23 protein-coding genes and 2 tRNA genes are annotated in these 24,982 nt (G+C 58.4%); 24 read left to right on the top strand and 1 reads right to left on the bottom strand.

The window, feature by feature from the left end; genetic code table 11:
- Positions 1-201: 201 nt before the first annotated feature.
- From RBB49_RS15425 to RBB49_RS15325, 21 genes are all read left to right on the top strand, one after another.
- Positions 202-278 (top strand) — tRNA-Asp (locus RBB49_RS15425).
- Positions 279-334: 56 nt separating this feature from the next.
- Positions 335-411 (top strand) — tRNA-Asp (locus RBB49_RS15420).
- Between the two features lie 481 nt (positions 412-892).
- A complete protein-coding gene (locus tag RBB49_RS15415; protein WP_306143746.1) occupies positions 893-1,258 on the top strand; it encodes an NADH-quinone oxidoreductase subunit A in 366 nt (121 codons plus the stop codon).
- On the top strand, positions 1,249-1,827 hold the full coding sequence (locus RBB49_RS15410; protein WP_306143745.1) for an NADH-quinone oxidoreductase subunit B family protein: 579 nt from the start codon (positions 1,249-1,251) through the stop codon (positions 1,825-1,827). The genes RBB49_RS15415 and RBB49_RS15410 overlap by 10 nt, the downstream gene beginning before the upstream one ends.
- An 88-nt stretch (positions 1,828-1,915) precedes the next feature.
- The gene (locus tag RBB49_RS15405; protein ID WP_306143744.1) at positions 1,916-2,521 is read left to right on the top strand and encodes an NADH-quinone oxidoreductase subunit C; all 606 of its coding nucleotides are present in this window, start codon (positions 1,916-1,918) and stop codon (positions 2,519-2,521) included.
- Between the two features lie 11 nt (positions 2,522-2,532).
- On the top strand, positions 2,533-3,717 hold the full coding sequence (locus RBB49_RS15400; protein ID WP_306143743.1) for an NADH-quinone oxidoreductase subunit D: 1,185 nt from the start codon (positions 2,533-2,535) through the stop codon (positions 3,715-3,717).
- Positions 3,718-3,798: 81 nt separating this feature from the next.
- A complete protein-coding gene (locus RBB49_RS15395) occupies positions 3,799-5,031 on the top strand; it encodes an NADH-quinone oxidoreductase subunit E (protein ID WP_306143742.1) in 1,233 nt (410 codons plus the stop codon).
- A 9-nt stretch (positions 5,032-5,040) separates the two neighbouring features.
- On the top strand, positions 5,041-6,342 hold the full coding sequence (gene nuoF / locus RBB49_RS15390) for an NADH-quinone oxidoreductase subunit NuoF (protein WP_306143741.1): 1,302 nt from the start codon (positions 5,041-5,043) through the stop codon (positions 6,340-6,342).
- Between the two features lie 26 nt (positions 6,343-6,368).
- On the top strand, positions 6,369-8,432 hold the full coding sequence (nuoG, locus tag RBB49_RS15385) for an NADH-quinone oxidoreductase subunit NuoG (RefSeq protein ID WP_306143740.1): 2,064 nt from the start codon (positions 6,369-6,371) through the stop codon (positions 8,430-8,432).
- Between the two features lie 15 nt (positions 8,433-8,447).
- Positions 8,448-9,506 carry an NADH-quinone oxidoreductase subunit NuoH gene (gene nuoH, locus RBB49_RS15380; protein WP_306143739.1) on the top strand — a complete coding sequence of 353 codons (1,059 nt, stop codon included), beginning with the start codon at positions 8,448-8,450 and terminating at the stop codon, positions 9,504-9,506.
- Positions 9,503-9,739, top strand: a complete 237-nt coding sequence (locus RBB49_RS15375; protein ID WP_306143738.1) for a hypothetical protein — start codon at positions 9,503-9,505, stop codon at positions 9,737-9,739. Before nuoH ends, RBB49_RS15375 begins: the two co-directional genes overlap by 4 nt.
- Before the next feature lie 19 nt (positions 9,740-9,758).
- Positions 9,759-10,247 carry an NADH-quinone oxidoreductase subunit NuoI gene (gene nuoI, locus RBB49_RS15370; protein ID WP_306143737.1) on the top strand — a complete coding sequence of 163 codons (489 nt, stop codon included), beginning with the start codon at positions 9,759-9,761 and terminating at the stop codon, positions 10,245-10,247.
- 91 nt (positions 10,248-10,338) lie between these two features.
- Positions 10,339-10,953 carry an NADH-quinone oxidoreductase subunit J gene (locus RBB49_RS15365; RefSeq protein ID WP_306143736.1) on the top strand — a complete coding sequence of 205 codons (615 nt, stop codon included), beginning with the start codon at positions 10,339-10,341 and terminating at the stop codon, positions 10,951-10,953.
- Positions 10,954-11,052: 99 nt separating this feature from the next.
- Entirely contained in the window at positions 11,053-11,361 is a 309-nt protein-coding gene (gene nuoK / locus RBB49_RS15360) for an NADH-quinone oxidoreductase subunit NuoK (protein WP_029063407.1), read from the top strand.
- Between the two features lie 6 nt (positions 11,362-11,367).
- Positions 11,368-13,377: an NADH-quinone oxidoreductase subunit L gene (gene nuoL, locus RBB49_RS15355; RefSeq protein WP_306143735.1), complete on the top strand. Its 2,010-nt coding sequence runs from the start codon at positions 11,368-11,370 to the stop codon at positions 13,375-13,377.
- A complete protein-coding gene (locus RBB49_RS15350; RefSeq protein ID WP_306143734.1) occupies positions 13,377-14,903 on the top strand; it encodes an NADH-quinone oxidoreductase subunit M in 1,527 nt (508 codons plus the stop codon). The genes nuoL and RBB49_RS15350 overlap by 1 nt, the downstream gene beginning before the upstream one ends.
- Positions 14,904-14,925: 22 nt before the next feature.
- On the top strand, positions 14,926-16,365 hold the full coding sequence (gene nuoN / locus RBB49_RS15345) for an NADH-quinone oxidoreductase subunit NuoN (RefSeq protein ID WP_306143733.1): 1,440 nt from the start codon (positions 14,926-14,928) through the stop codon (positions 16,363-16,365).
- An 8-nt stretch (positions 16,366-16,373) separates the two neighbouring features.
- A complete protein-coding gene (locus RBB49_RS15340) occupies positions 16,374-17,147 on the top strand; it encodes a biotin--[acetyl-CoA-carboxylase] ligase (RefSeq protein WP_306143732.1) in 774 nt (257 codons plus the stop codon).
- A 42-nt stretch (positions 17,148-17,189) separates the two neighbouring features.
- Positions 17,190-18,869: a ribonuclease J gene (locus RBB49_RS15335; protein ID WP_306143731.1), complete on the top strand. Its 1,680-nt coding sequence runs from the start codon at positions 17,190-17,192 to the stop codon at positions 18,867-18,869.
- Between the two features lie 44 nt (positions 18,870-18,913).
- Positions 18,914-19,318 (top strand): methylmalonyl-CoA epimerase, encoded by a 405-nt coding sequence (mce, locus tag RBB49_RS15330; protein WP_306143730.1) that lies wholly within the window; start codon positions 18,914-18,916, stop codon positions 19,316-19,318.
- Positions 19,319-19,321: 3 nt separating this feature from the next.
- Positions 19,322-19,600, top strand: a complete 279-nt coding sequence (locus tag RBB49_RS15325) for a DUF1467 family protein (RefSeq protein ID WP_306143729.1) — start codon at positions 19,322-19,324, stop codon at positions 19,598-19,600.
- A gap of 105 nt (positions 19,601-19,705) precedes the next feature.
- Here the strand turns inward: RBB49_RS15325 and RBB49_RS15320 are convergent, their stop codons facing one another.
- On the bottom strand, positions 19,706-20,479 hold the full coding sequence (locus RBB49_RS15320; protein WP_306143728.1) for a PEP-CTERM sorting domain-containing protein: 774 nt from the start codon (positions 20,477-20,479) through the stop codon (positions 19,706-19,708).
- A 680-nt stretch (positions 20,480-21,159) separates the two neighbouring features.
- On the opposite strand from RBB49_RS15320, the gene proS reads away from it, so the two are divergent.
- The 3 genes from proS (at position 21,160) to RBB49_RS15305 (ending at position 24,610) form a co-directional block, all read left to right on the top strand.
- Positions 21,160-22,488 carry a proline--tRNA ligase gene (gene proS, locus RBB49_RS15315; protein WP_306143727.1) on the top strand — a complete coding sequence of 443 codons (1,329 nt, stop codon included), beginning with the start codon at positions 21,160-21,162 and terminating at the stop codon, positions 22,486-22,488.
- 78 nt (positions 22,489-22,566) lie between these two features.
- The gene (locus tag RBB49_RS15310; protein ID WP_306143726.1) at positions 22,567-23,871 is read left to right on the top strand and encodes a lipoprotein-releasing ABC transporter permease subunit; all 1,305 of its coding nucleotides are present in this window, start codon (positions 22,567-22,569) and stop codon (positions 23,869-23,871) included.
- A gap of 10 nt (positions 23,872-23,881) precedes the next feature.
- Complete coding sequence (locus RBB49_RS15305; protein WP_306143913.1) at positions 23,882-24,610, top strand: ABC transporter ATP-binding protein; 729 nt, start codon at positions 23,882-23,884, stop codon at positions 24,608-24,610.
- Positions 24,611-24,982 lie beyond the last annotated feature (372 nt).

Below are 24,982 nucleotides of genomic sequence, written 5' to 3'. Positions count from 1 at the left end.
TGCCAGATGCAATTTGCTCACAGGCAACCCTTCACTTAGCAGGTTTATCCACATGTCGGTGATACTGACCGACGCGCATCGATGCGGGTTTTGGTCAGCTTTCGCAAAAACGACATGTTTCGCACACGTGGACGCTTGACTTCGCATCTCAGCCGCCGTACATCAGCGCCACTTCACGGCAACACGCTGTTGCCGAGCGAAGCGGGTGTAGCTCAGTTGGTTAGAGTGCCGGCCTGTCACGCCGGAGGTCGCGGGTTCGAGCCCCGTCACTCGCGCCACTCTCTTCAAGGTACTGCGGTACCAGGCAGGAGACGTGGCGATATACCGTGAATGTGCGGGTGTAGCTCAGTTGGTTAGAGTGCCGGCCTGTCACGCCGGAGGTCGCGGGTTCGAGCCCCGTCACTCGCGCCACTCACGGTCCCCTTCCAGTGTGAAAAATTCCTAGCTTAAATGTGGCCGTCGGGGCGCGTGCGCGTTCTTTGCGTCCGCCCGATCCCGTGCAAATCTCTCAATTGACCTGAATTTGATCCGAAAAGTCCGCCTCGACACAAATCGCCAGTCGTTTTGGGCTTGAATCCGATTCTTGTTTTGGCTGGTATTCCAAGGTGGGTGCGGCATAATTGCGCTCCGCGTACGCAAAGTTTTACCGGCGGGACAAACCGGCTAAAATGCAGGTGGTGGCAGGGGTCGCCGGGAATTTGTTTCGAGTATGGCAAGACTTTGACCACACAGGGGTCTTGCGCTGCAACAAGTCGTAAGATAAGCGTGCGCTCGCATGTTGGTTTCAACGACTGGAGGGTGCAGGTCGACTTGGCAGTGTTCCAGGCGATGGGTGAGGGCCCTGACTCAGGATCAAGCTTCGATCCACTCCAGATGCAAGGACGCGAAAGATATGGAAGAACTCTTGCGGGAATATGTCCCGATCGTCGTGTTCATCGGCATTGCGCTCGTTATCGGGCTCGCCCTGCTGATTTCTCCTTTCCTTCTGGCATACAAGAACCCGGATCCGGAAAAGCTCTCCGCGTATGAGTGCGGCTTCAACGCATTCGATGACGCGCGCATGAAGTTTGACGTGCGGTTTTACCTCGTCGCGATCCTGTTCATCATTTTCGACCTCGAAGTCGCCTTCCTGTTTCCGTGGTCGACCGTTTTCGGCGAACTTGGCTGGTACGGGTTCTGGTCCATGATGGTGTTTCTTGGCGTTCTGACCGTCGGCTTCATCTACGAGTGGAAAAAAGGAGCGTTGGAATGGGACTGACCACGACCGATCCGCTTGTTGCTCCGAAGCCGAAAGGCATCATCGATCCCAACACCGGAAAACCTGTCGGCGAAGACGACGCGTTCTTCCTGGAAGTGAATAATGAACTCGCCGACAAGGGCTTTCTTGTCACGTCGACCGACAACCTCATTCAATGGGCGCGCACGGGTTCGCTGATGTGGATGACTTTCGGTCTGGCGTGCTGCGCTGTTGAGATGATGCAGATGTCGATGCCGCGATACGACGCCGAACGCTTCGGTTTCGCGCCGCGTGCGTCGCCCCGCCAGTCAGACGTGATGATCGTTGCCGGAACGCTGACGAACAAGATGGCGCCGGCCCTGCGCAAGGTGTACGACCAGATGCCCGAACCGCGCTATGTGATCTCTATGGGATCATGCGCGAATGGCGGCGGTTATTACCATTATTCCTATTCCGTGGTCCGTGGCTGTGATCGCGTGGTTCCGGTAGACATTTATGTGCCGGGCTGTCCTCCGACCGCAGAGGCGCTACTTTACGGTGTCCTGCTTCTGCAGAAAAAGATCCGGCGAACCGGAACGATTGAACGCTAGTAAATCCAGCCGCTTTCCGCGGCTGAGTTTTGGTGGGCGGGTGTTGATTGCTCTTGCAGAAAACGCCTGATGAGCGAGGTTGAACACGATGGACGAGACGCTAACGGAACTCGCTGAGCATATCGAGCTTGGCCTGGGTGAGTCCCTCGTCTCCTGGCAACTGCAGTATGGTGAAATCACGCTGACGGTGAACGCGACGGATATTCTGGATGTGGTGCGGTTCCTGCGTGACAACAGTTCGTGCAAGTTCGTGAACCTGACCGATATCTGCGGCGTGGATTATCCTGCGCGCGAAAAGCGGTTCGATGTCGTTTATCACTTCCTGTCGCCCGTCCAGAACCAGCGCATCCGCGTCAAGCTGGCGACCGACGAAAACACGCAGGTGGCTTCACTCACGCCGCTTTTTCCCGGTGCTGAATGGTTCGAGCGCGAAGCCTATGACATGTATGGGATTCTGTTCACCGGGCATCCCGATCTGCGCCGGATCCTGACGGATTACGGCTTCGACGGTCATCCGCTGCGCAAGGATTTTCCCGTAACCGGTTTTGTCGAAGTGCGTTATGACGATGAAAAGAAGCGGGTGGTCTACGAGCCGGTGCGCCTCAACCAGGAAATGCGCTCATTCGACTTTCTTTCTCCCTGGGAGGGCACCGATTACGTGCTTCCGGGCGATGAAAAAGCAACGACGAACTAAGGCTGGTCCAGATGGCTGAGGCTCAGGTCAGAAATTTCAATATCAACTTCGGCCCGCAGCACCCGGCAGCGCACGGTGTTCTGCGTCTGGTTCTGGAGCTCGACGGCGAGGTGGTCACCCGTGTCGACCCGCACATCGGTCTTTTGCACCGTGGGACCGAGAAGCTGATCGAACAGAAGACCTATCTTCAGGCCGTGCCCTATTTCGACCGCCTCGACTACGTCGCGCCCATGAACCAGGAACATGCGTTCGCGATGGCCGTGGAGCGGCTGCTGGATATCGAGGTGCCGAAGCGCGGCCAGCTTGTGCGTGTGCTCTATTCCGAAATCGGCCGTATCCTTTCGCATTTGCTGAACGTCACGACGCAGGCAATGGATGTTGGTGCGCTCACGCCTCCCCTGTGGGGCTTCGAGCCGCGCGAAGAGCTGATGGTGTTCTACGAGCGCGCCTGCGGGGCGCGCATGCATGCGGCCTATGTCCGCCCGGGCGGGGTGCATCAGGATCTGCCGCGCGATCTTCTCGATGACATCTGGGACTTCTGCGATCCGTTTCTGCAGACACTCGACGACATTGAAGGTCTTCTGACAGACAACCGCATCTTCAAGCAGCGTAACGTCGATATCGGCGTTGTCGATCTGGATGACGCCTGGGCCTGGGGCTTTTCCGGGGTCATGGTACGCGGCTCCGGCGCTGCATGGGATCTGCGCAAGTCGCAGCCATATGAGTGTTATTCGGACCTGGAGTTCGATATCCCGATCGGCAAGAACGGCGACTGCTACGACCGCTACCTGATCCGCATGGAAGAAATGCGCCAGTCGATCCGGATCATGAAGCAGTGTCTGGAAAAGCTGACGGTCGAGACAGGTCCTGTCTCATCTGTCGACGGCAAGATCGTGCCGCCGAAGCGCGGTGAGATGAAGCGGTCCATGGAAGCGCTGATTCATCACTTCAAGCTCTATACCGAAGGCTACCACGTGCCCGCCGGTGAGGTTTACGCCGCCGTTGAAGCGCCGAAAGGCGAATTTGGCGTCTATCTCGTGTCCGACGGCACCAACAAGCCGTACCGGTGCAAGATCAAGGCACCCGGATATGCCCATCTGCAGGCCATGGACTTCCTGTGCCGGGGCCATATGCTTGCCGACGTCTCGGCGGTTCTGGGTTCAATGGATATTGTTTTTGGCGAGGTCGACCGCTGATGCGGCTGCATCGTCTGCAAATTGTGACCATGGCAGCGGCGATGCCGGCTGCTGTCAGCACTTTAAAACGGGGATGACACCATGGCAGTTCGCCGACTTGCCGCGGAACAACCAGACAGCTTCGAGTTCACGGAAAAGAATCTTTCGTGGGCGAACAAGCTGATTGACCGGTATCCGGCGGGCCGTCAGGCCTCGGCGGTGATTCCGCTGTTGTGGCGTGCGCAAGAGCAGAATGACGGCTGGGTGAGCGAGCCGGCGATCCGCTATGTTGCCGACCTGCTCGACATGCCAAACATCCGTGTTCTGGAAGTCGCAACCTTCTACACAATGTTCCAGCTGCAGCCGGTCGGGAAGAAGGCGCACATCCAGGTGTGCGGAACAACCCCTTGCCAGCTGCGCGGATCGGAAGACCTGATCAAAGTCTGCAAATCCCGCATTGCCAAGCACATGCACGAGATTTCGGAAGACGGCATGTTTTCCTGGGAAGAGGTCGAGTGCCTGGGAGCGTGCGTCAACGCGCCGATGGTTCAGATTTTCAAGGATACCTATGAGGATCTGACCCCGGAAAGCTTCGAGAAGCTGATTGACGATATCGCCGCCGGGAATGAAGTCACGCCCGGACCGCAGAACGGCCGCCGCTTCGCAATGGCGGAAGGCGGTCTGACAAGCCTGACCGAGCTTGAAGACACCACTGAAGGGACGCTGCCGGTCGCGCATGTTGTCGACGGTGCGGAGAAGGCCTCGCATGCATTTGCCGGAGGGCCGATCAATTCCGGCGGCAACGACTATGACGGTGTCCCGACACCTGCAGAAGACGCCGTAGAAAAGGTAAGAGCAGCCTTTGCCGCGAAGTCCGAAGCGAAGGCCGAGACTGCACCGGCCGAGAAGACCGCGCCAAAGGCGAAAGCGTCTGAAAAGAAAGAACCGGAGGCGCCGAAGGCTGCAGAAAGCAAGCCTGCTGCCAAAAAGGCGAAAGCCCCGGCGGAAACTGCCGAGTCCGGTTCCGTGGATGAAAAGGCACCCGAGACGCTGTCCGTGCCGCGCGACGGTAAGGCGGATGATCTCAAGAAATTGAAAGGCGTAGGGCCAAAACTTGAAGCAACGCTTCATGAGCTGGGATTTTATCACTTCGACCAGGTCGCAAAGTGGGGTCCAGCCGAAGTTGCCTGGGTCGACAGCCGACTGAAATTCAAGGGCCGCATTGAACGGGACGGCTGGATCGAGCAGGCCAAGCTGCTCGCCGCCGGCGAGGACACTGAATTTTCCAAGCGCGTGGAAGCCGGCGAAGTGGCCTCCTCGAAGAGCGAAGACTAGGGGGAAGAGATGCTGAAAGATCAGGATCGGATCTTCACCAATATATACGGTCTGCATGACTGGGGTCTTGAGGGTGCGAAACAGCGCGGCCAGTGGGACAACACCAAGGGGCTTCTGGACAAGGGGCGCGACTGGATCATTCAGGAAATGAAGGATTCGGGACTGCGTGGCCGTGGTGGCGCGGGCTTTCCGACCGGGCTCAAGTGGTCGTTTATGCCCAAGGAGTCCGATGGCCGGCCGGCTTATCTCGTCGTCAATGCGGACGAGTCGGAGCCAGGAACGTGCAAGGACCGGGAAATCCTGCGGCATGATCCGCACACGCTCGTCGAAGGTTGCCTTGTGGCGGGTTTCGCCATGAATGCCGTTGCAGCCTATATTTACGTTCGCGGCGAATTTATCCGCGAACGCGAGCGCCTGCAGTCGGCGATCGATCAGGCCTATGACGCGGGCCTCATCGGCAAGAACAACAAGAACGGCTACGACTTCGACATCTACGTGCACCACGGTGCCGGGGCTTATATTTGCGGTGAAGAGACCGCGCTTCTGGAAAGCCTTGAGGGCAAGAAGGGTCAACCGCGTCTGAAACCGCCGTTTCCGGCGAATGTCGGTCTCTATGGTTGCCCGACGACGGTGAACAACGTGGAATCGATCGCGGTTGCGCCGACGATCCTGCGCCGGGGGGCTGCCTGGTTCTCCGCGCTCGGCCGTCCGAACAACACCGGGACCAAGCTTTTCTGCGTATCCGGCCATGTCAATCAGCCGGCGACCTTCGAAGAAGAACTGGGCGTTCCGTTCTCAGAAATGATCGACAAGCATTGCGGCGGAATCCGCGGTGGCTGGGACAATCTGCTTGCAGTGATCCCGGGCGGGTCGTCCGTTCCCTGCTGTACGGCGGATGAGATCAAGGACGCGCCGATGGACTTCGACACACTGCGCGGCATGGGCTCGGGCCTTGGAACCGCTGCCGTGATCGTCATGGACAAATCGACGGACATCATCAAGGCGATCGCGCGGCTTTCCTACTTCTACAAGCACGAAAGCTGCGGCCAGTGCACGCCGTGCCGCGAAGGTACGGGCTGGATGTGGCGTGTCATGGAACGCATGGTGAAGGGCGAATCTTCCTACGAAGAGATCGACATGCTCTTCAAGGTGACCAAGCAGGTCGAAGGCCATACTATTTGCGCACTCGGTGACGCGGCAGCGTGGCCGATCCAGGGTTTGATCAAGAATTTCCGGCCTGTCATCGAGCAGCGTATCGATGACTATGTCGCCAAGTCGAAGGCGTCTTCGACCATGGTGGCGGCTGAGTAAGCGGAACGGGATTTGGAGAGCAACGGATGACGAAGCTCATCATTGATGGCAAGGAAGTGGAAGTTCCGGCGGACTACACGCTGCTGCAGGCCTGTGAAGAGGCGGGCGCTGAAGTTCCGCGTTTCTGCTATCACGACAGGCTGTCGATTGCCGGCAACTGCCGCATGTGTCTCGTCGAGGTAAAGGGCGGACCGCCGAAACCGACTGCATCCTGCGCGATGGGCGTGAAGGACCTGCGCCCGGGTCCCAACGGGGAGCCACCGGTTGTTGAAACCAAATCCGAGATGGTCAAGCAGGCCCGCGAGGGCGTGATGGAATTCCTGCTGATCAACCACCCGCTGGACTGCCCCATCTGCGACCAGGGCGGCGAGTGCGATCTGCAGGACCAGGCCATGGCCTACGGTGTCGACGGCTCCCGCTTCCACGAGAACAAGCGCGCGGTCGAGAACAAGGAAATCGGCCCGCTCATCAAGACGATCATGACGCGTTGCATCCACTGCACCCGTTGCGTCCGCTTCACCACCGAAGTGTGCGGTGTGACCGATATGGGTCTTGTCGGGCGCGGCGAGAACGCCGAAATCACCACCTACCTGGAAGCAGCGCTTTCCTCTGAAATGCAGGGAAATGTTGCCGACCTTTGTCCCGTTGGCGCGCTGACCCACAAGCCTTACGAGTTTCATGCCCGTCCGTGGGAACTGACCAAGACCGAAAGCGTTGACGTCATGGATGCCGTCGGTTCCGCAATCCGGGTCGATTCACGCGGCAAGGAAGTCATGCGCGTGATGCCGCGGCTGAACGAGGACGTCAACGAGGAGTGGATCTCCGACAAGTCGCGTTACATCTGGGACGGTTTGAAGACGCAACGTCTCGATCGTCCGTATGCACGCAAGGACGGAAAGCTGCAGGCTGTTTCCTGGTCCGAGGCGTTCCAGCTCATTTCGGACAAGGTCAAGGGCACGACCGCTGACAGGATCGGTGCACTTGCCGGCCAACTGGCCGGTGTCGAGGACATGTTCGCACTGAAGAGCCTGATGGGCAAACTCGGTGTTGAAAACATCGACAGCCGCTTTCCGGGATCGCCGCTGCACCCGAAGAACGGCCGCGCCAGCTATATTTTCAATTCGTCCATCACAGGCATTGAAGAGGCCGACGCGATCATGCTGATCGGCACCAATCCCCGCCAGGAAGCACCGGTCTTGAATGCCCGCATCCGCAAGAGGTGGACACAGGGCGATATCCAGATCGGTCTCATCGGCGAGAATGCCGACCTGACCTATCCGGTCACCTATCTGGGTGCGGGACCGGATACTCTCAAACAATTTGTCGACCATGCTCCGGCCAAGGCCGAACGGCCCATGTTCATTGTCGGGCAGGGGGCATTGAACCGTCCGGACGGCGCGGCAGTTCTGGCGAACATTGTGGCGGCCGCCAAATCCCTTGGCGTTATCAAGGACGGCTGGAACGGGTTCAATATCCTGCACACCGAGGCCTCACAGGTCGGTGCGCTCGATATCGGGCTCGTGCCGGGCGAAACCGGCAAGGACACAGGCGCGATGCTGGAGGGCGGCGCGCTTGATGTGCTGTTCCTGCTCGGCGTTGACGAGGTCGAGGTTCCGGACGGTGCCTTCGTGGTCTACCAGGGCACCCACGGCGACCGCGGCGCACATCGGGCGGACGTGATCCTGCCGGGTGCGGCCTATACCGAGAAATCGGCGATATACGTGAATACCGAGGGCCGGGTGCAAATGGCCGATCGTGCCGCCTTTCCTCCTGGAGATGCGCGCGAAGACTGGGCGATCCTGCGGGCGCTTTCAGCGAATCTCGGCCAGACGCTCGAATTTGATTCGCTTGCCGAATTGCGCGCGAAACTGTTCGAGGCACATCCGCACCTGACAGGGATCGACGCGATCGAGCCCGGCGATGCTGCGGATCTGGAGAAGCTGGCGAATGCATCGGCGAAGATGGACAACGCCGGATTTGCCAACGTGATCCGCGACTTTTATTTGACCAACCCGATTGCTCGCGCGTCCAAGACGATGGCCGAGTGTTCGGCGCTCGCCCAATCGCGGGCGGCAGAAGCAGCTGAATAGGGACAGGGGACCGATATGGCTGAATTCATGACGATCTATGGATGGCCGTTCCTTTGGATCGCCTTCCAAAGCATTCTGCTTATGGTCGTGCTTCTGGTTATCGTCGCCTACATTTTGTACGCGGACCGCAAGATCTGGGCCGCCGTTCAGATCCGCCGCGGTCCGAACGTGGTCGGCCCCTGGGGCTTGCTGCAAAGCTTTGCCGATCTGTTGAAGTTCGTGCTCAAGGAACCGGTGATCCCGGACGGGTCCAACAAGATCCTGTTTCTGCTGGCGCCGTTGATTTCCGTCCTGCTGGCGCTGTCGGCCTGGGCTGTCATTCCGGTTGCTGACGGATGGGTGATTGCCAACATCAATGTCGGCGTGCTTTTCGTCTTCGCGGTCTCTTCCCTTGAAGTCTACGGCGTGATCATCGGCGGTTGGGCATCCAACTCGAAATACCCGTTCCTGTCGGCGCTCCGGTCTGCGGCGCAGATGGTTTCCTACGAAGTGTCCATCGGTTTCGTGATCGTGACGGTTTTGCTGTGTGCGGGGACCTTGAACCTCTCAGGCATCGTCGAGGCGCAGCAGACAGGTCTTGCGACCATGCTTGGCGTGCCGTGGCTGTCTTTCCTGAACTGGTACTGGCTGCCGCTCTTCCCGATGTTCGTGGTGTTTTTCGTGTCTGCGCTCGCAGAAACGAACCGGCCGCCGTTCGATCTTGCGGAAGCGGAATCGGAACTCGTCGCGGGCTTCATGGTGGAATACGGGTCCACGCCGTACATGATGTTCATGCTCGGGGAATACGTCGCGATCTGCCTGATGTGCGCCCTGATGACCATCTTCTTCATGGGAGGCTGGTTGCCGCCGTTTGATTTTGCGCCGTTCACCTGGGTTCCGGGCGTCGTGTGGTTCATTTTGAAGTGCCTTCTCGGGTTCTTCATGTTCGCCATGGTGAAGGCAATGGTGCCACGCTACCGTTATGACCAGCTCATGCGTCTCGGCTGGAAAGTGTTCCTGCCGCTGTCGCTGGCGATGGTCGTTGTGGTTGCCGCTGTTCTGATGGCAACCGGTTGGGCGCCGGGCGCAGCGTGAGCGTGTCGCTTGCCGGCGTGATCGGCGCTGTTGTCGGGCTCTATGTCGGCTGGATCGACTACAGGATCCTGAAGGGAATTCTTCAGGCGTCGGAAATGAAAAACAGGCAGGCCGGCGGTGACGGTGGCGCCGCTGCCAGGTACAAGGCGCCCCTCGGCGCACTGATTTTTGGAGTTCCGATAATCGGCTTCCCGGTTATCGGCTATTGGGCCGCCAGCCAGTTGGCTGGTTGATCAAGGAGAGACAACCGCGATGGGACTTAACCAGGCCGCAAAATCGCTGTTTCTGCAGGAGTTCGTGTCGGCGTTCTTTTTGGCGATGCGGTACTTCTTCAAACCAAAGCCGACCGTGAACTACCCGTTCGAGAAGGGGCCCGTCAGCCCGCGTTTCCGGGGAGAACACGCGTTGCGCCGTTACCCGAATGGTGAAGAACGCTGCATTGCTTGCAAATTGTGCGAGGCGATCTGCCCCGCGCAGGCGATCACCATCGAAGCGGGGCCGCGCCGCAATGACGGCACACGCCGGACGACCCGGTACGATATCGACATGGTCAAGTGCATCTATTGCGGCTTCTGTCAGGAAGCCTGTCCGGTGGACGCGATCGTCGAGGGACCGAATTTCGAGTTCGCAACGGAAACCCGCGAGGAGCTTTACTACGACAAGGAAAAGCTGCTCGCCAACGGGGACCGGTGGGAGCGCGAAATTGCACGCAACATTGAAATGGATGCTCCTTACCGTTAGGAGCTAACCGAACACTCTGGCGCTGGCCCGGCAATCCGGTCGGACCGCGCACCTTCGGCCGGTTCGGCCACACGACAGGCAGGTCTTTGATATGATCCTTAAAGCCCTCTTTTTCTACCTGTTTGCCGGCGTCACGCTGGCGTCCGGGTTAATGGTGATCGCTGCCCGAAACCCGGTCACGTCGGTCCTGTTCCTGATCCTTGCCTTCGTGAACTCTGCCGGGCTGTTCGTGTTGCTGGGCGCTGAATATCTGGCCATGCTTCTCGTGGTCGTCTACGTGGGCGCCGTCGCGGTGCTGTTCCTGTTCGTTGTCATGATGCTGGACGTTGATTTTGTCGAATTGCGGCAGGGTTTTCTTCAATACCTGCCCATCGGCGGTCTGGTCGGCCTGATCCTCATGGTCGAACTTCTGATGGCGCTGGGGGCCTGGTTCATTGCACCCGGTGTGTTGGGTCATGGAGCGGAGCCGACACCTGATCTTGCGCAGACAACCAATATCGAAGCGATCGGCTCGGTTCTCTACACGAAATACATCTTCTTCTTCCAGGTGGCGGGCCTGGTACTTCTGGTGGCCATGATCGGGGCAATTGTTCTGACGCTGCGCCACAAACCAAATGTGAAACGTCAAAGCATTCCGGAGCAGGTTGGCCGCACGCGTGAGGCTGCCATCGAGGTCCGCAAGGTGGAGACGGGCAAGGGAATCTGACGCGGAGACTTCGCGTCACTTGAGAATAGTCCGGAAGCCGGCACGCTCCTCCGTGCGGTTCCCGGTTGGGGTAATTGAGGGGAGCACGGCGAGGCGCCCATGGAAATCGGTCTGTCGCATTATCTTTCGGTCGCGGCGATCCTGTTCACAATCGGGATTTTCGGGATTTTTCTGAACAGAAAGAACGTGATTGTCATTCTGATGTCGATCGAATTGCTGCTGCTTTCGGTCAACATCAACTTTGTCGCCTTCTCCTCGTTCCTCGGCGACCTGATGGGGCAGATCTTCACGATGCTGGTTTTGACCGTCGCTGCCGCCGAGGCCGCGATCGGGCTGGCGATCCTGGTGGTGTTCCACCGAAACCGCGGCTCCATCGCCGTGGAAGACGTTAATGTGATGAAGGGGTAGGACCTGATGTATTCCGCAATCCTGTTCCTGCCGCTCATCGGCTTCCTGATTGCCGGCCTCTTCGGTCGCGCCATCGGGGACAAGGCCTGTGAGTACATCACGAGCGGCCTGGTCATACTGGCAGCGATCCTGTCCTGGATAACCTTCTTCGGCTTCTGGCTTGGCGGTTCGGAGCTGCAGATCGTCGAACTGTTCCGCTGGATCGATGCGGGCGATCTGAAAGTGGCCTGGTCCATTCGCGTCGACACGCTGACAGCTGTCATGCTGGTCGTTGTCAACACGGTCTCAGCGCTGGTGCATGTCTATTCCATCGGCTACATGCATCACGATCCGCACCGGCCGCGTTTCTTTGCCTATCTGTCGCTGTTCACTTTCGCGATGCTGTCGCTGGTCACCGCCGACAACCTGCTTCAGATGTTCTTCGGCTGGGAAGGCGTGGGCCTCGCGTCGTACCTGCTGATCGGCTTCTGGTACAAGAAACCGTCCGCAAACGCGGCGGCCATCAAGGCGTTCGTCGTCAACCGTGTCGGCGATTTTGGTTTCGCACTCGGCATTTTCGGCGTGTTCTATCTTTTCCAGAGCATCGAATTCACGACCATCTTCAATGACGCTCCGTCCTTCATCGAGGGCCAGGAGCCGGTCATGACCTTCCTCGGGTACCAGCTCGATCCGCAAGGCGCGATGACCATCGTGTGCCTGCTATTGTTCATGGGCGCGATGGGCAAGTCGGCGCAGTTCCTGCTGCACACCTGGTTGCCGGACGCGATGGAAGGCCCGACGCCGGTTTCCGCCCTCATCCATGCCGCGACAATGGTGACCGCCGGTGTCTTCATGGTGGCGCGCCTGTCGCCGTTGATGGAGCTGTCGCAGACGGCGCTGACCGTGATCGTCTTCTTCGGAGCGACGACGGCATTCTTTGCCGCGACTGTCGGACTGGTTCAGAACGACATCAAGCGGGTGATTGCCTATTCGACCTGTTCGCAGCTCGGTTACATGTTCGTCGCCCTTGGCGTTGGTGCCTATTCGATCGGCATCTTCCACCTGTTCACGCACGCCTTCTTCAAGGCGCTCCTGTTCCTGTGTGCCGGTTCGGTGATCCACGCGGTGTCCGACGAACAGGACATGCGCAAGATGGGCGGGCTCAGGAAACATATCCCGATTACCTACTGGACGATGATGATCGGCACGCTGGCCCTGACCGGCGTCGGCATTCCGTTCACGCATATCGGGTTCGCCGGTTTCGTCTCCAAGGACGGGATCATCGAGGCAGCCTTTGCCGGCGCCGGTGGGGAGCACGCCAATCCGATGGCGCTTTACGGCTTCTGGCTGACCGTCATCGCCGCCGCGCTTACCTCGTTCTACTCCTGGCGCCTGACTTTCATGACCTTCCACGGCAAACCGCGCGCACCGGTTGACGTGATGAAACATGTTCATGAATCGCCGTTGGTGATGACCGTGCCCCTGTTCGTTCTTTCAATAGGGGCGGTCCTCGCGGGAATGGTCTTCTACAATTCGTTCTTCTACTCCGAAGACGCCTATACAGCGTTCTGGAACGGCGCCTTGCCGGCTTTCGGCGATCTCCACGTTCTGCATGCCATGCATGATGTACCGGCCTGGGTCAGGGTCTCGCCCTTTGTCATGATGGTGATCGGTTTCCTTGTGGCGTACCAGTTCTACATCCGGTCGCCCGAGATGCCGAAAAAGCTCGCTGAACGGCACCAGGGTCTTTACAAGTTCCTGCTCAACAAATGGTACTTCGACGAATTGTACGATTTCCTTTTTGTCCGTCCGTCCATGTGGATCGGCCGTGCGCTCTGGAAGAAGGGTGACGGGACCGTGATCGACGGCTTTGGACCCGATGGCATTTCGGCGCGGGTTCAAAATGTCACGTCCTGGGTCGTCCGGCTTCAGACGGGCTATCTCTATCACTACGCATTTGCGATGCTGATCGGTGTGGCTGCGCTCATCACCTGGTCAATGTTCACCGGTACTGGCACCGGCGGGGGTGCACACTAATGATTGACTGGCCAATACTGTCACTCACGACCTTCTTGCCGCTGCTCGGCGTCCTGTTCATCCTCCTCGTGCCTGGCGACGACGAGGGCAGCAAACGCAACATCCGGATGGTGGCCCTTGTCACGACCGGTGTGACGTTCCTGCTGTCGCTGTTCATCTGGGGCAATTTCGACTATTCCAATCCGGGCTTCCAGTTCGTGGAAAACCGCGACTGGCTCGGCGGCGACATCAGCTACAAGATGGGCGTTGACGGGATTTCGGTGCTGTTCGTGATCCTGACGACGTTCCTGATGCCGTTCTGCATTCTCGCTTCCTGGGAGAGTGTTCAGAAGCGGGTCAAGGAATACATGATCGCGTTCCTGGTGCTGGAAACGCTGATGATCGGCGTCTTCTGCGCACTTGATCTGTTCGTGTTCTACATCTTCTTCGAGGCCGGCCTCATTCCGATGTTCCTGATCATCGGTGTCTGGGGCGGAAAGCGCCGCGTCTACGCGTCTTACAAGTTCTTCCTCTATACGCTGCTCGGCTCGGTCCTGATGCTGATCGCCATCATGGCGATGTACTGGAACGCTGGCACGACCGATATCGAGAAGCTCCTGGCACACACATTCCCGAGCGGGATGCAGACCTGGCTCTGGCTGGCGTTCTTTGCCTCCTTTGCCGTGAAGATGCCGATGTGGCCGGTGCACACCTGGCTGCCGGACGCGCACGTTGAGGCTCCCACGGCCGGCTCGGTCATCCTGGCGGGTATTCTCCTGAAACTCGGCGGCTACGGCTTCCTGCGGTTCTCGCTGCCGATGTTCCCGATCGCATCGGACATGTTCGCACCGTTCGTGTTCACCTTGTCCGTGGTTGCAATCATCTACACCTCCCTGGTCGCGCTTGCCCAGGAGGACATCAAGAAGCTGATCGCCTACTCGTCCGTCGCGCATATGGGTTACGTCACCATGGGCATCTTCACGATGACGGAGCAGGGCGTGCAGGGTGGCATTTTCCAGATGCTGTCCCATGGCATCGTTTCCGGGGCGCTCTTCCTGTGCGTCGGGGTGATCTACGACCGGATGCACACGCGCGAGATCTCCGCCTATGGCGGCCTTGTGAACCGGATGCCCAAATACGCGGTTGCCTTCCTGATCTTCACGATGGCAAATGTCGGCCTGCCTGGAACATCAGGGTTCGTCGGTGAGATCCTGACGCTCATGGGCGCCTTCCAGGTCAATACCTGGGTTGCCTTCTTTGCCACCACCGGCGTGATCCTGTCGGCGGCCTATGCGCTCTATCTCTACCGCCGCGTTGTTTTCGGCGCGCTGGAGAAGGAGAGCCTCAAGTCGATGCTGGATCTGAACCTGAGGGAAAAGGTGATCCTGTTCCCGATGATCATCCTGACCATTTTCTTCGGCTTCTATCCGATGGCGATCCTCGATGTGACGCAGGGCTCGGTGGACAATCTTATCAATCAGTACACTGCAGCGCTTGAAGCGGCCGGGGTAACCCAGCATGCAGCCGCCGCTGCGGCGGCGAACTAGGTTTCGAGGACGAGACAGAGCTATGTCAGATGTGAGCCAATTGCCAGATCTCATGCCGGTCTTGCCGGAGATCATCCTTGCCGTCGGAGCGATGGTGCTTCTGATGATCGGAGCGTTCGGTGGAAAGGGTGTCAGCTACGTTGTCTTCGGCGGGGCCATGGGCCTGCTCGGAACCGGTTTCCTGGTGCTCATGCTGGTGCCGAGTTTCGGGGAAACCTTTGGCGGCTCGTTCGTGCTCGACGATTTCGCCTATCTCCTGAAGCTGCTGGTCCTGGCGGGGTCGTTCTTCGCCATTGCCATGTCGTGGGCCTACGCCAAGAGCCAGTCCTTCGATCACTTCGAATATCCGATCCTCATCGTTCTGGCCACGCTCGGCATGATGCTGATGCTGTCGGCGAACGACATGATCGCACTTTACATGGGTCTGGAGCTGCAGAGCCTGGCGCTCTACGTGGTCGCAGCGATCAACAGGGACAGCGTGCGATCCACTGAGGCCGGCCTGAAATACTTCGTTCTGGGCGCGCTGTCTTCAGGCATGCTGCTTTACGGGATGTCTCTGGTCTACGGCTTTACGGGTCAGATTTCCTTCGCGGCGATTGCCGAGGTGCTGGCGCATGACGGGGCGTCGATTGGCCTCGTGATCGGCCTTACCTTCATCCTGGCAGGTCTCGCCTTCAAGATTTCGGCTGTGCCGTTTCACATGTGGACGCCTGATGTCTACGAAGGCGCACCGACACCGGTTACAGCGTTCCTTGCCGCTGCTCCCAAGGTCGCGGCAATGGGGATGATGGTCCGGATCGTGATCGAGGCCTTCCAACCGGTCACCAGCGACTGGCAGCAAATCGTCGTCTTCGTGTCGATTGCTTCCATGGCTCTTGGTGCCTTCGCAGCCATCGGGCAGCGGAACCTGAAACGACTGATGGCCTATTCCTCCATCGGTCACATGGGCTACGCCCTGGTCGGGCTTTCCGCCGGCACACAGACAGGTGTTGAAGGCGTCATTTTCTACATGATCGCCTATCTCGGCATGACGCTCGGCGTGTTTGCCTGCATCCTGTCGATGCGGCGCAAGGACGGTATGGTCGAAGAGATCGAGGACCTGTCCGGCCTGTCGCAGACAAACCTGCCGATGGCGATCCTTCTGGCGCTGCTGATGTTCTCGCTTGCAGGAATTCCGCCGCTCGTCGGGTTCTTCGGCAAGTGGTACGTTTTCGTTGCCGCTGTGGAGGCAGGCCTTTACCCGCTGGCGATTATCGGCGTTCTCATGTCCGTGGTCGGTGCGTATTACTATCTTCGGATCGTCAAGGTGATGTTCTTTGACGAGCCCGTTGAAGGCTTCGAGGCCATGCCGATGGAGCTGCGCGTTGTGCTTGGCCTGTCGAGCGTCTTCGTCGTACTGTTCTGGCTGGCGCCGGGACAGGTCGTCAATGCTGCAAGCGCAGCCGCGCAGTCGCTGTTCTGACGGGCTTCATGACACAGGATTTTTCCGAACGTCCGGTGCCGGGTGCGCCGGACTTTCTGTTTGAAGAGAAGGAGAGTGTCGGGTCGACCAACGCGCTCTGTTTCGAACGTGCCCGTGCAGGACATGCCGGCAACCTCTGGATCCGTGCTGGAGAACAGACAGAGGGCCGGGGACGCAGGGGACGGGACTGGTCGTCGCCCGTCGGCAACCTGTTCGCGAGCCTTCTGCTGATCGATCCGAAACCGGCCGAGAGGATCGGTGAACTGCCGCTCGTCGCTGCGGTCGCTCTTGCCGATGCAGTTGACAAAGCGGCCGGAACACTCCATCTGGTGCAGCTGAAATGGCCGAATGACCTATTGGTCGATGGAGCGAAGCTGTCCGGCATTCTGCTTGAGGCGGAACTTCTCTCCGATGGGCGTCAGGCGGTCGTTATCGGTTTCGGGGTCAATTGCATCTCCCATCCGCCGCTTACAATGTACCAGGCGACCGATCTCAGGAGCCTGGGGTTCAATGTGTCGGCCGAGCGCATGTTCGAGGCACTCGCCCAGTCCTTTTCATCGCAACTGGTCGGTTGGGGACAACGGCGCGGATTTGAAACGACCCGAAAGAACTGGCTCAATCGGGCAGCCCATCTGGGCAAAGAGATTTCCGTCAAAACGGCCAGAGAAGAAATTTCCGGCATTTTTGCCGATCTGGATGCGCGCGGCCATCTTGTCCTCAAGCAGGATGACGGCGGTGTGCGCACCATCTATGCAGGTGATGTTTTCTTTCCCGGAGACTGAATTCCGGTGAACCGCCTGCTCAAGGATTTAAAGGAGCAATCCATGGCTTCGGCCAATAACAAGAAGAACGAAATCGTGTTCCTGCCGCTTGGCGGCGTCGGTGAAATCGGGATGAATCTCGGGCTCTACGGCTATGGTCCGGAAGACGACCGAACATGGCTCATCGTCGATTGCGGGGTGAGTTTTGCAGGGCCTGATCTGCCCGGGATCGACGTTATCCTCCCCGACATCAAGTTTCTCGAGGACGAGGTCGACAACATTGCAGGCATGGTCATTACCCATGCGCACGAGGATCACTACGGCGGCATTCTGCATTTGTGGCCGTTCTTGAAGGTTCCGGTCTACGCAACAGCGTTTACCGCCGGCCTTCTGGCCGCCAAGGCAGAGAGCGAACCGGGCGCGGAAGAGGTTCCGGTCACGGTCGTCAAGCAGGGGGAGCGGCACAAGATCGGTCCGTTCGATGTCGAATTCGTCGCGATGGCGCACTCGATCCCCGAACCCTGTGCCCTGGCAATCCGGACACCTGCCGGCCTGGTTCTACATACGGGCGACTGGAAAATCGATCCGACACCTGGTGTCGGGTTGCCTATCGATCTCGACCGTCTTGCCGAAATCGGGCGCGAAGGCGTGATGGCTCTTGTCTGCGACAGCACCAATGCAGTGCGCGACGGCATCAGTCCGAGCGAACGGGATGTTGCTGCTGAACTCAAGAAGGTCATTGCGGGGGCAAAACAGCGCGTGGCCGTGACGACTTTCGCATCCAACGTTGCCCGGATAAGGGCCGTTGCGGAAGCGGCGGCCGCCAATGGGCGCGATGTTGTGATCGTCGGACGATCGATGCACCGGGTGATCGCCGTGGCAAGCGAACTCGGTTACATGGATGGCCTGCCGCAATTTCATGACGAGGAAGCGTTCGGATACCTGCCGCGAAACAAGACGGTTCTCCTGTGTACCGGATCGCAGGGCGAGAGCCGGGCAGCGCTCGCCCGCATTGCTGCGGGAGATCATCGTAACGTGGCGCTGTCCCGGGACGATACGGTCATCTTCTCTTCACGCACAATTCCGGGAAACGAGAAGGCTGTTGCCGAAGTGCTCAATAATCTTGCTGACAACGACATCAAGATTGTCACGGACAAGGATGCGCTCGTGCATGTTTCCGGCCATCCGCGCCGGGGCGAACTGGAACAGCTATACAAAGTGCTCAACCCGAAAGTCGTGCTTCCCGTTCATGGTGAACCGTTGCATCTTGCCACGCATGCCGCGTTTGCAAGGGAACTTGGTGTTCCGGAAGTCGTGCGCGGGAAGAACGGGGACATCATTTGCCTGAATGAGGGCAGGGCGGCCGTTATCGATGAGGCCCCTTCAGGCATCTTGGTCAAGGATGGAAGTGTTCTTGACGATCCGGAGGTAACCGGCGTGAAGGAACGGCGCAAGCTCTCCTTTGCCGGAGCTGCCATCGTGTCGCTTGTCGTCAATCGGGCCGGTGACTTGTTGAGCGATCCTGACATCGCTCTGCTCGGCCTGCCGGATACGGATGACGATGGCGAGCCGATGGAAGACATTGTCATCAAGGCCATCGTCGGTGCCGTGACAAGCATTCCAAAGGCGCGGCGCAAGGACAAGGACCTGGTCGGCGAAGCAGCACGGCGCGCGGCACGATCGGAGATCCTGGACGTGTGGGGCAAAAAGACGCTCTGCAAGGTTATGGTGACCCAACTATAATCAAGCGTGCAGTCACAGGACTGCGCCTGCGTGAAGGAGCGGAAATGATCGGACGACTGAACCATGTTGCCATAGCGGTCTCGGATATCGAGGCGGCGACAGCCGTTTACCGGGATACGCTCGGCGCTTCGGTTTCGGCAAAGGAAGAACAGCCTGATCACGGTGTGAGTACCGTTTTCATCAATCTTCCGAACACCAAGATCGAATTGCTCGAACCACTGGGCGAAAATTCCCCCATCGCGAAGTTCCTGGAGAAGAACCCCTCGGGTGGGATTCACCATGTCTGCTACGAGGTGGACGACATCATTGCCGCGCGTGACAAGCTTGTCTCGGACGGCGCACGCGTGCTTGGCGATGGCGAGCCGAAGATAGGTGCGCATGGCAAGCCGGTCCTGTTTCTGCACCCGAAGGATTTTCTCGGTACACTGACCGAGTTGGAAGAGGCTTAAGCCATGTCGATCGCGTTTGGCCTCGCCATATTTTTCATGATCTGGTGGATCATCCTGTTTGCGATTCTTCCCTTCGGGCTTCACCGGACGCAGGAAGAAGCCGGGGAAGTCGTGCCCGGAAGTGAACCAAGCGCGCCGCACAAACCGCAGTTCTTGAAAGTCATCGTGCTGACGACACTGATCGCATCCGTGGTGTTCTGCGCCTATCTGGCGCTGCGCCAGTCCGGGTTCGGGCTTGAGGACATCCCGTTGTTCAGGCCGCCCAGCACGCGGACAGGTTAAGCGGGCGCTCATACGCGATATTGCATCTGTTTCGAAACCAAAAAAACGGCCCTCCGAGAGGGCCGTTTGCTTTTGGTCGAATTGTTCGCCTGGCTTCGTCAGGCCTTACATCTGTCGTCTTCTGCGCGTGCCCATGTAGCCCAAGAGGCCCAGCCCTGCGGCCAGAAGCGGCAGTGCGGCCGGAACCGGGACGGGCGTGACGCCATACAGAATGTCGATCGAGGTTGACGCCAGCGTGTTGCCGTTCAACGCAGCGGACAGGTTGATGGTGTAAAGGCCCTCAGCCTGCGGATCGACGATGCCGGGGAAAAGAAGGCTGAAACCCAGGTTCCAGGAGTTCTGCGCGACGTTGTAGTTTCCGACGATCGCGGAATACAGCAAGAGGTTGGAAACTCCGGCACCGTTTGCCGTCGAGTTGTTTCCAAGCGCGTGGTCCGCAAAGAGCTGATTGATGGGGTCGAAAGACTCGAAATTCGTTCCCGCGCCCGGATCCGTGTCAACCTGCAAGAGGTATGTCAGATCAGTCAAGTTGCGGGAACCGGTGCCCGAAACATCCGAGTTGATCGACCATTCGAAATTGAACGCAGAGCGATTTGCAGGCGCGTTGCTGTCGGCAGGCGAGAACGTATACGTGCGGTCGCCATCGTAATTGAACGTGTTTTCAGGCAGGCCCGCACTGTTATAGCGCACCTTGCCGCGAAGCCCCAGTTCGACGTTGTTGGTATTCACGCCTGTGAAGGACCCATTTGCGTTGCCGCTGCCAAAAATAACGTCAGGTGTTACCAGGCCTGTCCCATTGACCGGTGCTGCGAGAGCAGGTGCGCTCAAGAGCATGCCCGCTGTCAGCAACACAACCGGTTTAATAAGATCGCGTATCATCAATTCCTCCCACATTGTTATAATTATCAATTCAATTTACGTAAGATTTATAGATAAGTTCCGCCACACGTCAACCTTTGGTTAAACATGTTGGCGCCCATGCACGAATAAAGCGCAAACGTATTTTTGATCGAGGAGGTTGTGGATGCACATGGGCGAACGCCGGCATTTGCAGCGGGCGCATCCAAACCGATCTGACCACAAAAGAAAAAGGCAGAGCGAGCTCTGCCTTTGATGAGTTCCGCGTCTAAACTGACCCCCGTTCCCTGGCCGGTTGTTTTATAACCTGGCTGGGCGGCTGCGGATCTTGCGATGCGCCAGAAGGTCCTTCCTCCCAAGACTCAGACCGCGATGTCCTTGAGCATCCTAGCATTTCTGCTGAAGCATCTTGTTGTTATTGAAATGGAACCTACCGGAACAATTCACGCTTGTCACCTGTTTGTCGTAAAGAGCCTATTTTTTTTGCTTGCCTAATTCATCTACATGGGAATTGGTTCACCAGTTGCCTGAATAGGCCGGTCAATTAAGGTGGCAAACCGACGGATCCGCCACGGATTTGTCCATTCGATAAAGCAAAGATTGCAAAAGCGGGTGCGCTTCTGCCAAGGGACTTGTTTTTAGGCGCGGCATGCGGTTTGACTGCGCATAATTCGAGCTATCCGCCAATTCGAGAGAACCTGATGCGTCTGTCCAGATACTTTCTGCCGATCCTGAAAGAGACACCCAAAGAGGCCGAGATTGTCTCGCACCGCCTGATGCTGCGTGCAGGCATGATCCGCCAGCAATCCGCCGGCATCTATTCCTGGCTGCCGCTTGGCTTGAAGGTGCTCCGCAAGATCGAGCGTATCGTCGAGGAAGAGCAGGCGCGCGCGGGTGCCATACAGCTGCTGATGCCGACGATACAGTCTGCCGATCTGTGGCGGGAGAGTGGCCGCTATGACGCGTATGGCAAGGAGATGCTGCGCATCACGGACCGGCACGAGCGCGACATGCTTTTCGGGCCGACCAACGAGGAGATGATTACAGACATCTTCCGCGGCTATGTGCGCTCCTACAAGGATCTGCCTTTGAATCTCTACCATATTCAGTGGAAGTTCCGGGACGAGGTGCGGCCGCGATTCGGGGTCATGCGGGGACGTGAGTTTCTGATGAAAGACGCCTATTCCTTCGATCTCGACAAGGAATCGGCGCGGCATGCCTATAATCGCATGTTCGTGGCCTACCTGCGGACCTTCGATCGCATGGGATTGAAGGCGATCCCCATGAAGGCCGATACCGGCCCGATCGGCGGCGACATGAGCCACGAGTTCATCATCCTCGCCGACACGGGCGAGAGCGAAGTCTATTGTGACAAGTCGTTGCTCGAGATGGCGATACCGGAAGAGGGCACCGATTTCCTTTCCGATCTCACGCCCATCGTGACGCAGTGGACGACACCTTATGCGGCGACCGACGAGATGCATGACGCGGTTGCGTTTGAGGCGCTCGACGAAGCTGATCGCGTTTCGGCGCGCGGCATTGAAGTCGGGCACATCTTTTACTTCGGCACCAAGTATTCCGATGCGATGGGCGCGAAGGTGGCGACGTCCGAAGGCACCGAGGTGCCTGTTCACATGGGATCCTACGGAGTTGGGGTGTCCCGCCTTCTTGGCGCTCTGATTGAAGCGAATCATGACGACAACGGAATCATCTGGCCGAAGTCCGTTGCACCGTTCCATGTCGGACTGGTCAATCTGAAGCCGGGTGACGATCTGACGGATACCGTGTCTGAAGACCTTTATGCCAAACTCGAGGCTGCCGGCCTGGAAGTTCTTTACGACGACACCGATACGCGTGCGGGTGCAAAATTCGCAACGATGGATCTGATCGGTCTGCCCTACCACGTGGTTGCGGGGCCGAGGGGGCTCAAGGACGGGCTTCTGGAAGTCAAGGAACGCTCAACTGGGGAAAAGGAAATGATGACCCCGGAAGCCGCTCTCAACAAGCTGACGTCGGCATTGACGGACTGAGCCGGTGCGGTGATCCTTTGAATGGGGATTCGGCTGCGGCTTTCGCGGCCGGTTGGGCATTGCTGAAGTGGATGAAACATGACGACAGCAGACATGGCGGATGTTGGCGAAAGCCAGACGGCTGCAACTCCGACCCGGCCTTTTTCCACCTTCGAATGGATGATCGCGGGCCGTTACTTGCGGTCAAGACGTCGCGAGACATTCATTTCCGTGATCGCCGGCTTTTCGTTCGCGGGGATCATGCTCGGCGTTGCCACGCTGATTATCGTCATGGCCGTGATGAACGGGTTCCGGTCTGAACTTCTTGACAAGATCCTCGGCATCAACGGCCACATGCTTGTGCAGCCGATCGACATGCCTCTGAACGATTACGATGCGGTTTCGGAGCGGTTGGAGGGCGTTCCCGACGTCGTTGCCGCGTTTCCGTTCATCGAAGGACAGGCCCTGGTGTCCGGCCCTGCCGGCAATCTTGGTGCTCTGGTTCGTGGTGTTTACGAAAGCGATCTGCGCCGGATGCCGCTTGTTGCGGACAATATCAGCCCCGGGACAATCGACGGATTCGATGCCGGTGAGGGGGTCGTCATCGGCACCCGGATGGCGCAACAGCTCGGTCTCACCGTCGGGGACAACATCACGATCATTTCGCCCAGGGGCAGCGTTACGCCTATGGGGGTCACGCCGCGCGTCAAGGCGTATCCGGTCTCGGCCATTTTCGAGATCGGCATGAGCGAATACGATGCGACCTTCCTGTTCATGCCGCTCGAAGAGGCGCAGGCCTATTTCAACATGGGGGACCGCGCGACCGGGATCGAGATCTATGTTGTTGATCCGGACAATGTCGGCGTGATGCGCAACGCCCTTGAGGAGGGCGCGGCGCGGCCCACATTGGTTACGGACTGGACACAGCGAAACGCGACATTTTTCTCTGCGCTTGAGGTGGAACGCAACGTGATGTTCATCATTCTGACGCTGATCGTTCTCGTTGCCGCGCTGAATATCATCTCCGGCCTGATCATGCTGGTGAAAGACAAGGGCAGGGATATCGCCATCCTGCGCACCATGGGTGCAACCAGAGGCGCCATCATGAGGATTTTCCTGATCACGGGCGCGAGTATCGGTTGTGTCGGCACGATTGCCGGTTTTTTCCTGGGGCTGATCGTCTGCCTCAACATCGAAAGCATCCGGCAGTTCGTTTCATGGCTCACGTCGACACAGCTCTTCGACCCGACCCTCTATTTCCTGTCAAAGCTTCCGGCGGAGATAGACAGCGGTGAAACGATCACCGTGCTGCTGATGGCGCTTGCCCTGTCGCTGCTTGCGACGCTTTATCCGGCGTGGCGCGCGGCCCGTCTCGATCCTGTTGAAGCGCTCAGATATGAGTGAGGACAGCGACATGGACATGGCCGTGAACAGGGAACCGGGTTCCAATGACGCGCCTGCGGCTCTGGAACTCTCAGGCATCGTCAGAAGCTTTGACGAAGGCGAGAAAAAGCTGCATATCCTCAAAGGGGCCAACCTCAGGATTGAAGCGGGCGAAATGGTCGCCCTTGTAGCGCCCTCCGGTACGGGAAAGTCGACGCTGCTTCATCTTGCAGGCCTGCTGGAGCGTCCCGATGAGGGCGATGTGTTTCTCGGACCGGTCAACTGCTCGGACCTGTCCGACGACGAGCGAACTGCGATCAGGCGAAACGACATAGGTTTTGTCTACCAGTTTCATCATCTCCTGCCGGAATTCACCGCGCAGGAGAATGTCATGATGCCGCAAATGATCCGCGGACTTGCAAAAAGCGTTGCAGCTGAACGGGCCGATGAACTGCTGGCCTATCTGCGGCTCGGTGACCGGGGGAGTCACAGACCGTCGGAACTTTCCGGTGGAGAGCAGCAGCGTGTCGCGGTGGCAAGGGCGGTTGCGAATGCCCCGCGGATCCTGTTGCTCGACGAACCGACGGGCAACCTTGATCCCAACACGGCGAATTACGTGTTCGAGGCGCTTTCGGCACTGGTTCGTGCCTCGGGGGTGGCGACGCTGTTCGCGACGCACAACCTTGAACTTGCAGGGCGCATGGACCGGGCGATCACGCTCGAAGACGGGCTGGTGAAAGAGCTCAAGGCGATTAGCTGACAGTCTCGGGTGCGCTGTTCTGCCGTGTTTGCAGCCCTTAGAACAAATCAAATACATGCTGTTTAAAAATGTGGCACACCGATGGCGAAGGGCGTGAACAAAAAGAGCTTGCAATGGGAACAAAAATGGAACATAGTCCCTTCATTCAAGAGTAAGGCATTGGAGGACGTTATGATCCATATCGCTCGTGATTTTGCAGCTTTTGCTTCCCTGGTCTGCTTCTGCACAACGCTCGCCGTCTGGGGCGATGTCCTTTTCACCGCTGCCTGATCCTCTCAGATGACACTCTGACCGACCCTGTTTCAGGCGCTGCACAAAAGGGGTCTGCCTCGGGTTCCAGGTATGAGCGATGTGCCGGCGAAGAAGAACGGG

Source organism: Roseibium sp. MMSF_3412 (genome assembly GCF_030733265.1).
GTDB lineage: Bacteria > Pseudomonadota > Alphaproteobacteria > Rhizobiales > Stappiaceae > Roseibium.
Note: the sequence above shows the minus strand (reverse complement) of the source record. Positions and strands in the feature narration are given on the sequence as shown.

Bases quoted from the DNA above. Each gene is read 5' to 3' on its own strand.
- RBB49_RS15415 (WP_306143746.1), top strand. From the start codon at position 893: ATGGAAGAACTCTTGCGGGAATATGTCCCGATCGTCGTGTTCATCGGC.
- RBB49_RS15395 (WP_306143742.1), top strand. From the start codon at position 3,799: ATGGCAGTTCGCCGACTTGCCGCGGAACAACCAGACAGCTTCGAGTTC.
- nuoG (WP_306143740.1), top strand. From the start codon at position 6,369: ATGACGAAGCTCATCATTGATGGCAAGGAAGTGGAAGTTCCGGCGGAC.
- nuoN (WP_306143733.1), top strand. From the start codon at position 14,926: ATGTCAGATGTGAGCCAATTGCCAGATCTCATGCCGGTCTTGCCGGAG.
- RBB49_RS15325 (WP_306143729.1), top strand. From the start codon at position 19,322: ATGTCGATCGCGTTTGGCCTCGCCATATTTTTCATGATCTGGTGGATC.
- RBB49_RS15305 (WP_306143913.1), top strand. From the start codon at position 23,882: ATGGACATGGCCGTGAACAGGGAACCGGGTTCCAATGACGCGCCTGCG.
- RBB49_RS15405 (WP_306143744.1), top strand. From the start codon at position 1,916: ATGGACGAGACGCTAACGGAACTCGCTGAGCATATCGAGCTTGGCCTG.
- nuoH (WP_306143739.1), top strand. From the start codon at position 8,448: ATGGCTGAATTCATGACGATCTATGGATGGCCGTTCCTTTGGATCGCC.
- nuoI (WP_306143737.1), top strand. From the start codon at position 9,759: ATGGGACTTAACCAGGCCGCAAAATCGCTGTTTCTGCAGGAGTTCGTG.
- RBB49_RS15335 (WP_306143731.1), top strand. From the start codon at position 17,190: ATGGCTTCGGCCAATAACAAGAAGAACGAAATCGTGTTCCTGCCGCTT.
- mce (WP_306143730.1), top strand. From the start codon at position 18,914: ATGATCGGACGACTGAACCATGTTGCCATAGCGGTCTCGGATATCGAG.
- RBB49_RS15310 (WP_306143726.1), top strand. From the start codon at position 22,567: ATGACGACAGCAGACATGGCGGATGTTGGCGAAAGCCAGACGGCTGCA.
- proS (WP_306143727.1), top strand. From the start codon at position 21,160: ATGCGTCTGTCCAGATACTTTCTGCCGATCCTGAAAGAGACACCCAAA.
- RBB49_RS15320 (WP_306143728.1), bottom strand. From the start codon at position 20,479: ATGATACGCGATCTTATTAAACCGGTTGTGTTGCTGACAGCGGGCATG.
- RBB49_RS15400 (WP_306143743.1), top strand. From the start codon at position 2,533: ATGGCTGAGGCTCAGGTCAGAAATTTCAATATCAACTTCGGCCCGCAG.
- nuoF (WP_306143741.1), top strand. From the start codon at position 5,041: ATGCTGAAAGATCAGGATCGGATCTTCACCAATATATACGGTCTGCAT.
- RBB49_RS15410 (WP_306143745.1), top strand. From the start codon at position 1,249: ATGGGACTGACCACGACCGATCCGCTTGTTGCTCCGAAGCCGAAAGGC.
- RBB49_RS15365 (WP_306143736.1), top strand. From the start codon at position 10,339: ATGATCCTTAAAGCCCTCTTTTTCTACCTGTTTGCCGGCGTCACGCTG.
- nuoL (WP_306143735.1), top strand. From the start codon at position 11,368: ATGTATTCCGCAATCCTGTTCCTGCCGCTCATCGGCTTCCTGATTGCC.
- nuoK (WP_029063407.1), top strand. From the start codon at position 11,053: ATGGAAATCGGTCTGTCGCATTATCTTTCGGTCGCGGCGATCCTGTTC.
- RBB49_RS15350 (WP_306143734.1), top strand. From the start codon at position 13,377: ATGATTGACTGGCCAATACTGTCACTCACGACCTTCTTGCCGCTGCTC.
- RBB49_RS15340 (WP_306143732.1), top strand. From the start codon at position 16,374: ATGACACAGGATTTTTCCGAACGTCCGGTGCCGGGTGCGCCGGACTTT.